The sequence below is a fragment of the Arthrospira sp. PCC 8006 genome (assembly GCF_046480465.1).
Classification (GTDB): Bacteria; Cyanobacteriota; Cyanobacteriia; order Cyanobacteriales; family Microcoleaceae; genus Limnospira; species Limnospira platensis.
This window is the reverse complement of sequence record NZ_PKGG01000015.1, coordinates 40,699-49,727: the sequence shown is the minus strand read 5'-3', so window position 1 is coordinate 49,727 and position 9,029 is coordinate 40,699. Positions and strand designations below refer to the sequence as shown.

The 9,029-nt window shown below is 42.3% G+C and carries 5 protein-coding genes and 3 pseudogenes; 6 read left to right on the top strand and 2 right to left on the bottom strand.

Annotated elements, in window-relative coordinates; all coding sequences use genetic code 11:
• Positions 1 to 491 (top strand): annotated as a pseudogene (locus B9T16_RS04555) (hypothetical protein); the annotation flags it as partial.
• 574 nt (positions 492 to 1,065) lie between these two features.
• Here the strand turns inward: B9T16_RS04555 and B9T16_RS04550 are convergent.
• Positions 1,066 to 1,195: pseudogene (locus B9T16_RS04550) on the bottom strand (UPF0175 family protein); the annotation flags it as partial.
• 66 nt (positions 1,196 to 1,261) lie between these two features.
• On the opposite strand from B9T16_RS04550, the gene B9T16_RS04545 reads away from it, so the two are divergent.
• Together B9T16_RS04545 and B9T16_RS04540 are read left to right on the top strand one after the other, a co-directional pair.
• Positions 1,262 to 1,516: a hypothetical protein gene (locus B9T16_RS04545; RefSeq protein WP_006619041.1), complete on the top strand. Its 255-nt coding sequence runs from the start codon at positions 1,262 to 1,264 to the stop codon at positions 1,514 to 1,516.
• The gene (locus B9T16_RS04540) at positions 1,513 to 1,728 is read left to right on the top strand and encodes a hypothetical protein (RefSeq protein WP_006619042.1); all 216 of its coding nucleotides are present in this window, start codon (positions 1,513 to 1,515) and stop codon (positions 1,726 to 1,728) included. Before B9T16_RS04545 ends, B9T16_RS04540 begins: the two co-directional genes overlap by 4 nt.
• Before the next feature lie 30 nt (positions 1,729 to 1,758).
• Here the strand turns inward: B9T16_RS04540 and B9T16_RS04535 are convergent.
• Positions 1,759 to 3,104, bottom strand: a pseudogene (locus B9T16_RS04535) (NB-ARC domain-containing protein).
• A gap of 747 nt (positions 3,105 to 3,851) precedes the next feature.
• Here B9T16_RS04535 and B9T16_RS04530 point away from each other — a divergent pair.
• Genes B9T16_RS04530 through B9T16_RS04520 form a run of 3 tightly spaced genes read left to right on the top strand, consistent with a single transcriptional unit; the run spans position 3,852 to position 8,988 of the window.
• On the top strand, positions 3,852 to 4,445 hold the full coding sequence (locus tag B9T16_RS04530) for a helix-turn-helix domain-containing protein (protein ID WP_006619044.1): 594 nt from the start codon (positions 3,852 to 3,854) through the stop codon (positions 4,443 to 4,445).
• A 58-nt stretch (positions 4,446 to 4,503) separates the two neighbouring features.
• On the top strand, positions 4,504 to 7,218 hold the full coding sequence (locus tag B9T16_RS04525; RefSeq protein ID WP_410244200.1) for a peptidase domain-containing ABC transporter: 2,715 nt from the start codon (positions 4,504 to 4,506) through the stop codon (positions 7,216 to 7,218).
• 33 nt (positions 7,219 to 7,251) lie between these two features.
• Positions 7,252 to 8,988 (top strand): HlyD family efflux transporter periplasmic adaptor subunit, encoded by a 1,737-nt coding sequence (locus B9T16_RS04520; RefSeq protein WP_410244199.1) that lies wholly within the window; start codon positions 7,252 to 7,254, stop codon positions 8,986 to 8,988.
• Positions 8,989 to 9,029: the final 41 nt, after the last annotated feature.

Here is a 9,029-nt window from a genome sequence, read left to right as displayed (position 1 = left end):
AAATCTTAGGAGAAGCAAAGCTAGAGTTAAAAATTACTTTATCCTATTTTATTGAACCCAATCCAGGAGAGCGGGGATGGGCATATCGCCATCGTTATCCTTCTCACGGGTTGCGCTTCAAGGTCAAAGACTCTTTAGAAACTGATAATGATTTCAGACGGCGAATTAATGAAGCTGTTCGAGAAGAGGAAGAGGACAGAAGAAGTTCAAGTCATTCTGATGATAATAACTGGTTTCTTGGCCCAAATACCAGGGATGGCGGTTCTCTACATTCTGATATTTGGTATGGTACTGCTGCTGAATTAGCCCCAAAAGATGCGATCGCTGTATATCCAGTAGGGGGATGGTGGAAAGAAAAAAAATATTTAGATCGTTACGATCAAATGGCACCCTATTCAATGATTGTTTCCATTCGAGTCCCGGAAGTTGAAGTGGACATTTACACTCCCGTTTACAATTTAGTGAGTACATCTGTTGCGGTTGAAACTTAAACACTTAGCCAAATATTATAATGGTTTTTAATGGCGATAACTTCATCGGTAGGGTGTTTGAGGATCGGCGATAATTTAATTAACTAATAATTATCCTACAAATCCGCCTCGTAACGCACCATAACACCCCGTAACCAACTGATGGTTAACCAACAGAAAAAGAAACCGGGTTTCCACAATAATGAGCGCATTTTAGCCAATACTTATTAAATAAACCCGGTTTCTCAGATTGATTGATTAGAATATAATCATCATAAATACAGACTTAGGCTAACGAAATTTATACCCGAAATCGTCTAAATTCCCTTTGAAATTACTCGTTTTCAACTGCCCCCAGCCATTCAAAATCGGTGGGAATTTCTCTGAAAACGTCAGGATGAGGTTTATCCTTTGTCTCAAGCCGAACAACTCCTTGATTTTGTACAGATTGAAGATCTATCCAAAGTGTAGATCGCACTGCTGTAATCACAGTTTCCCCAGCCCTGGAATCCCATAATTCCTCATGCACCGCACCGGGAATTAAAATGCTCCAACAAAGCTGCGATATTAGGCTGTTTCAAACCTGGATTCCGTATAATAACTCATTGGCTTTCCCTAAGCTAATTTTATCTTGCTGAAATAACATCAGCACAATTTCCAACAATAGCTCATTTTCATAAAAAGCCACTCGCCTTTACTAGGTCATCGGAAATTACTAAACTCATGGGTAACTCTCCTAGGCTGAAATCTCCTGCTTAAATCTTAGCAGCCGGGGGAGCGATCGCCCACCATTGCGGATAACCTATCGCCGGAGACTCAGAAACCGGGCTTCTACCGGAGTTTTGCCTTCTCACAGGGATTTTGCCATCAACCCGGTTTCTATTGTGGTGATTGATTTAGAAACTGGAGATTTTGAAGTCGATGTGAGTGAAATTGCCGCCGGCGATCGCCTTGAAGCTACTCACCCTGATGCTCAAATCTGGATTGTTCGAATCGGTTCGGGCTATGTCCGTCGCTTCGGTGGACGAACCAAGAGAATTGGATGATTACTGGAATCGTTAATAGAGATTTTGAACCGATTATTCCCCTGTCAGTGTCTTTCGACTACGACTTGAATCCTATCTTTGAAGACTTACGTCAAAAGGAAGCAGAAAGCGGTCGAGAGGTTGTCAATTTATCCCGCCAACCGGGTCTAAAAAACCGTTGGAGTCAGCCATCCCTTGAGGGTGAACGAGAGGAAACCTACCCACCCCGATAATTGGGGGTGAGGTGTATTCGGGTCCTGGGATTAGTTTGAGTCCCCGCATTCAGCTAAGTTTCGGATGTATTGTCGGATGACGGGCTGTAGGGTTAAATGGGATGAGGAGTCTAATAAGCTACGTCGTTTGAGAGATTGGACGGCTTTTAAGAACTCTCGGTTCGATAAAAGATTGGGGGGTTTCTGGTTGATGGTGACGGGCGGGTTTTGCTGGGCTAACCAATGCAGCAGGGTTTTTTCCGAGTCGCTGAGGCGTTGATAATGTCGGTTGAGGATGGGTTCTAAGTCTCCTAAAAAGAGGCTGGGGTAGGAGAGAAATTGTTGGACGCTACCGTTGAATAATTCATGGATGGTTGAGGCGGTGATATTTAGCCATAAGGGGTTATGGTTGAAGAGTTGGCTGAGTTCTGGCCATTGTTTGGGGTCTTGGAGTTGGCGATCGCGGAGGATTTGGCTGGCCAGTTGAGGAACGCCTTGAACCGCGAGGGTTTTACAGTGGTGGGTTTCTGTTTCTAAGGCGGCGATGTCTGGGGGGTGTTCCCAAGTCAGCAGCAAAACACAACTTTGATGAGAGAAAGTCCCGAGTTCACGGATGAGTTGACTATAGCCTTGATAGTCTCGACGGTAGCTTTCGACGAAGTGACCGGAGGTTAGGCTGTGTTGGAAGTCGTCGAGGATGATGAAGCAACGGTGAGTTCTCAGAGACTCTAGGAGGGATGGCTGGGGGGTGGCGGTTGTGGCGACAAACTGGCTGATGTGGTTTTGTAGGGTTTCTAGGTTGGGGAATTTTCGCTGGCTACACCAGAGGAGGCGATCGAAGTGGTCTTTTATTTGTTCGACGAGTTGTCTGGCGAGGGCGGTTTTACCGATTCCCGATAATCCAGTTAGGGTGATGATGCGGCTATGTTCGCTGACTATCCACTGTTTGAGGGTGGTGAGTTCGTCGTGACGGGGGTGGAGGCGATCGTATTCGGGGGCTTGGCTAAGATCCTGGCGGGGTATGGTATCGGATTCGCTACTGCTGGATGATGGGTTGGTTGAGATTTTTGGCTCGTTGTATAAGTCGTTACAGACATTATTTATGTGATTACTAATATGTACGCCATCGTTGTGATAAGAGAATATTCCGTTTTCGATGAGCGATCGTACATTCTTTTTTTTACATCCTCTCCCAGTAGTTCCGAGAGGAGTTTCCATAAGTCGGATGCTGATTTCCTGACGTGATCGCTCGTACAGTGGTATTCGTCTGCTATGTCTTTATATCCTTTACCTTGCCATGCACCTTCTAAGATGGCGCGTTGCAGGCTATCTAGGTATTTTCCCGTAGTCTTTAGAAGCAGGCGATCGGTCCACTGCAACGCTTCCTGAATCTCCATAGCTGCTCACCCAGGTTGTAGTTTTGTTGTTTATGCACCCCCCATTTTCCCACATTTTCACCTTTTTAGGTACGTTATATTATTTTTTCTCACAATCCTGTTTTTGGGGCGTGATTTTAAAGTCCCCCTAAGTCTCACTTTTTTGGGGTTGGCAAATGGAAAATAAGTTGAGATACTAGGCATTGATTAATCTAAGTCGGCCTGATTGACTGGCAAAAATTTAAGCGTGAGCCGTAGGAGGGTAAGAGAGAACCGGGAACTCAAGGCGAGAGGAGCGAGCCTGATGCTTTCGTCGATAAGCCATAGCCGGGTCACGGTCGTGATAAACGGATTCAGTGCATTTTAGAGCGGGGGGTTATATTTCACAGACTCTCAAGGGTTTGAGTGTTATCTACCATTGAGAGTTCTGGCTCTCCTCCCTTTTTGTCAGACTCCTTAAAGCCCTGTCTCTACACTTAACCTCTTTCTATCTTCTTTTTTGCCAGTTAATGATCCATAGCCCCCCATTATCCCACATTTTTAACGATTTGAAAACAAAATACTATTTTATAAATACATCAGGAATACCCCCTAAATCCCACTTTTTTACTGTTGAAGGATAATTGAGTATGATAAAATACAAGGTGAATCCACTCTGAAGTATTGTTTTCATCAATCATATCATTTTAAAATCTTTATAGACGAGCGAATCAGGGTCGGTATTTAGTCTAGCTTCAAGATTCTATTGTACTGTATACAGGGTTGTTTATGGAATCATCTCAAAAAGATCTAAATCTTTCTAATAACTCCGGTCAAATTTTGACTGTTTTTCAGCGTAAATACTTGGAAAAAAGCCTTAAACAAAGCTTGTCCAAGCAGTATTTCAAGCGGATTAAAATTATGTTACTGGCAGATGAGGGTAAAACCCAAACCCAAATTTGCCAAGAGTTGGGCTGTTCCCATAGTACAGCACGCCATTGGATAACCCTCGCCAAGTCTGGTCAGGCTCACCAGTGGAATAGTAACGCAATTGGCAGACCTCAAACTGTAAATGATCGATGCTTGCAGCGGTTGAGGGAGTTGGTCACTCAAAGCCCTAGAGAAGTTAAAGTGCCTAACCGTGATTTTACTTATCATACTCGACAGTGGACAGCAAAGAAACTCAGTGAACACTTATGGGCGGAATTAGGGATTAAAATCAGCGATCGCCATATTAACAGACTGCTCAAACAAATTGGTTTATCTACTAGACCTAAATCGAATAACCTTGAGAAAAACGATCCAAAAAAATCAGAAACTAACCAGTCCAGTAAAAGCGGCATTGTGATTAGGGACATTCCAGAAGATGTTGCGTTTTCTTAAACTATAACCCAAAATTTATTAACTGCTATTAAGCGTTGGAACCACTCTCGTTTAAGAAATGACTACCAAAGAATATCTATCTGGTCTAATCGGTGAATTTTTATCAGAAAAGGAGTTAGCGATTTTAGTTAAGTCGGCTGAATTCAAAAAACCTGAACCCGGTTTGTTTTTGCAACATATCTCAGAATCCGATGGCTTATATATTGTCATAGCGGGTAAAGTAAGACTGGTTAACAGTAGCAAGGACTTAATTACCACCCTGCATCCCGATCAACTATTTGGGGAATGTACTTTGTTTCCTGAAGCCGGTTTTTTAGATTATGCTGTCAGGGTTTCGCCTCAAGCAGAGATTTGCTATATTTCCGGTCAACTTTTGCACTCTATAATTCAGAAAAATTCCAAATTTAAGGAGTATTTGTACAATTTAGCCACAACTAAAGATAATGAACAAAAAGCCAAGTTTAATATCAATAATCAACCGGATTTATCAGTAAACGCCGACCAGGAACTAATCGCAGAAATTAGCACAATCAAAGATGAAATATATCTAAAAACCCACCAGCAAAAAGTTAACAAAGCCTACTTTCCCAGTCCCACTCAGCGAGTTACTCATCTTTGGCAGCATATTACTAGACGCTATCCTTTTTTTGAGCAACAAAGCGGTTCGGACTGCGGTGCAGCTTGTTTGGTGATGGTTGCTCGTTACTGGGGCAAAAATTTTAGTGTCAACCGCATTCGAGATATTGCTAATGTAGATGCAAATGGGGCTTCCTTGCGAGGATTATCCGCTGCGGCGGAAAGTATCGGATTTTCCACTAGACCTGTGAAAGCAAGTATTGACCAACTGGCTAAACAAAAATTGCCCGCGATCGCTCACTGGGAAGGCAAACATTATATAGTGGTTTATGAAATCACTCCCAATACAGTAATTGTTGCTGACCCTGCTATTGGTCAACGTAGTTTAACATACCGAGAATTTAAAACAGGTTGGCAGGGTTATACATTACTCCTACAACCAACAGCTTTAATCAAAGAACTCAAAAATCACACTACCCCCTTCTGGCAGTTTTTTAATTTAGCCAGTCCTCACGGTCAAGTATTGCTAGAAGTATTTATTGCCTCCGTAGCCATTCAAATTTTTGGATTAGTTACCCCCCTATTTACTCAGCTACTCCTCGACCGGGTAGTTGTTCAAGGCAGTACATTAACCTTAACGGCTGTGGGATTAGGGTTAGTCATTTTTGGTTTATTTAGGGTTGCTCTGACCGGGTTACGACAATATCTCCTCGACCACACTGCCAACAAAGTACATTTAGCCATGATTGTGGGATTTATTACCCACACTTTCCGATTACCCCTGCGGTTTTTTGAGTTTCGCTATGTGGGGGATATCATGGCTAGGGTGCAGGAAAACCGCAAAATTGAGCGTTTTTTAACGGGTGAAGCCCTATCTATTTTATTAGATTTGCTCACAATCTTTATTTATGTGGGACTTATGTTCTGGTATAGCTGGAAAATGGCTTTACTGGCATTAGTAATTGTGCCACCATTTTTCTTGCTCGCTATCATTGCTACTCCTTTCCTACAAAAGATATCCCGAGAAATATTTGCCGCATTAGCGGAAGAAAGTGGTTATTTAATCCAATCTCTGACTGGTGTACGCACGGTCAAATCTCTGGCAATTGAGCAAGTGGTGCGCTGGCGTTGGGAGGAGTTTCTCAACAAGTCAATCCGCAAGACTTTTTCTGGGCAGATTATTAGCAACCGACTCCAAGTATTTAGCTTAACCATTGAATCTATAGTTACGACTGGGTTACTTTGGTTTGGGGCTTGGTTAGTGATTCAAGGAGAATTAACCATTGGGCAGTTGGTGGCTTTTAATATGTTAATTGGCAATGTAATTAACCCTTTTCAGCGGTTAACGGTTCTGTGGAATGAGTTCCAGGAGGTAATTATTGCAGTAGAGCGAATTAATGATGTAATCGATACAGAACCAGAGGAAGATTTGCAATCGCAGGCTCGTTATTATTTAACAAACTTACGAGGAGATATTATTTTTGACAAGGTGACATTTCGTTACCACCCAGAGAGCGAAACTAATGTTTTAGAGAATCTCAGTTTTGAAATCAGAGCCGGACAGACTATAGCTTTAGTGGGGCGTTCTGGTTCAGGAAAAACCACGATTTCTAAGCTGGTTTTGGGGCTGTATCCCCCTACAGACGGCAAGATTTTAATTGATGGTTATGACATAACTAGCATTTCTTTACCTTCTTTGCGTCAAAGGGTTGGTGTTGTTGACCAGGATACTTTTTTATTTGGTGGCACAATTCGGGACAACCTGACTCTAGCGCGACCTTCTGCAACTCAGGCGGAAATTATCGAAGCGGCTCAATTAGCGGGTGCTGACGAGTTTATTCAAAAGTTACCGATGGGTTATGAAACCCAGATTGGTGAAGGTGGGGGGTTATTGTCTGGTGGTCAACGGCAAAGATTAGCGATCGCTAGGGCTTTATTGGGCAATCCTCGTTTATTGGTTTTTGATGAGGCGACTTCCCACTTAGATGTGGAGTCGGAGCGAATTATTCAAACTAATTTGAATAGAATTCTGAAAGACCGCACAACATTAATTATTGCCCATCGCTTATCTACCGTTAGAAATGCTGATGTAATTTTAGTTTTAGATAGAGGAGTATTAATCGAGCAAGGAAATCACGAGCAGTTAATGGCCAAAAAAGGGCATTACTACTATTTAAATCACCAGCAACTTAGCTAATGTTCTTAAATCTGAGCAAGATTTTCATAAATTATGCCACAGTTTAATGAGATTTATCAAGCAGACTTAAATGGTCATAAAAGTTTAGACACAGACAACACACAAGCTGGGTCTAATCCTTTGACCTCCCCAAATCTACCGGCAAGCGACCTAAATCCTTCGGCGGATTGGTCTTTTGCCACAAAGGAACTATTAGATGCGTTACCTCAGCGGTGGACGCGAGGACTTCTCTATTTTTTAATCGTTTTTGTGGCGATCGCTCTGCCTTGGGGGATGTTGTCTCAGGTAGATGAAACCGGCAGTGCTAGGGGACGGTTAGAACCGCAAGGAGGTACGATTAAGCAGAAGCTAAATTTAGCCTATACATCTGCTGTTCTTAATTCCCAAACTGCTAAAGTGGAAATGCTAAATATTGAAGAAGGAGACATAGTAAAAGCCGGGGATATTTTAATGGAACTGGACAGTCTCCCTATTCGTGAACGAATTATTCAACTACAACTTCAGCAGCAAAGTAAAGAAAATCGACTGAATACACTAGAGCAACAAAAAAATCGGCTAGAAACCGAACTGCTTACCCAAGAACGGCAAAATCAGTCTCAACAATTAGAGAAACTATCCCAGGTGGAGCAAGCAAGGAGGAACCTTCAATCGCTGAAAACTACATACAATTTACAGGAGCAGGAAAAACTGACCCAGGTTCATCAAGCAGAACAAAATTTAGCTGCTCTCAGGAGAATATTAAATTTACAGAGAGAAGAAAATCTGGCTCAAATTCGGCAAGCAAAACGACAGCTACAGGATAGCAAAACTGCATATACCTTGGCAGAAATGCGATGGCAAAAAGCAATCCGAGAAGTTGAACGATATCAAAATCTTTCAGACGATGGTGTAGTCACAGAAGTTCGGGTAATTGAACAGGAAGATATCAAAGAGGAAAGACAAAGAATTTGGGAGCAAAGTCAAGCAGATATTGAACAAGCCAGACTGCGACTAGAAGAGCAGGAAAGCAGCTATGAGCGAATTATTCATCAAGCTGATGCAGATATTGAACAAGCTGAGTTGCGGTTGGCGGAACAGAGACGCAGTTATGAGCGGGTTATTCATCAAGCTCAGGCGGATATTCAGCAGGCTGAGTTACGTTTAGCCGAGCAAGAGAGTAGTTCTCAAACCATTCTTCATTCCGGTGAACTTGCTGTTTCTAAAATAAAAGAACAACTCAAAACTTTAGATGGTCAGATAATTAACCTTCAATCCGAAATCGCTCAAGGGGATAAAGATATTGAATCTTTAAACTTTGAATTAGAAAAACGTGTTGTTCGAGCCCAAGAAGGAGGAACCATTTTTAGTTTGCCGATTTCTGGGGTGGGAGATGTGGTACAACAAGGAGGAATGATTGTAGAAATAGCGCCCCAAGACGCGAATATTTTATTGAAAGCAGAAATGGCGACTACACAAAGTGGTTCATTACAGAAAGGAATGGCGGTTAAGATGAAGTTTGATGCTTATCCTTTTCAGGACTATGGGGTAGTTGATGGAAGTTTAATCAAAATTTCTCCAACTACGAAAATGCAAGAAACATCTCAGGGAAGAGTAGCAATTTATGAGCTAGAAATTGAGTTAAATAAAACTTGTATTCCTAGTGGAAAGGACTGTATTCAATTACGTCCGGGAGATACGGCTACGGCGGAGGTGGTGGTGCGCCAGCGTCGCGTTATTGATTTTATTCTTGACCCATTCAAAAAGTTACAAAAAGGAGGGTTAGAATTTTAGAAAGCTTTTGGCAATCTTTCGATGTTGTAGTTTTTTAAGGA

Excerpts from the sequence above, each read along its gene's own strand:
- B9T16_RS04540 (WP_006619042.1), top strand. The coding sequence starts at position 1,513 with ATGATTACTGGAATCGTTAATAGAGATTTTGAACCGATTATTCCCCTG.
- B9T16_RS04530 (WP_006619044.1), top strand. The coding sequence starts at position 3,852 with ATGGAATCATCTCAAAAAGATCTAAATCTTTCTAATAACTCCGGTCAA.
- B9T16_RS04525 (WP_410244200.1), top strand. The coding sequence starts at position 4,504 with ATGACTACCAAAGAATATCTATCTGGTCTAATCGGTGAATTTTTATCA.
- B9T16_RS04520 (WP_410244199.1), top strand. The coding sequence starts at position 7,252 with ATGCCACAGTTTAATGAGATTTATCAAGCAGACTTAAATGGTCATAAA.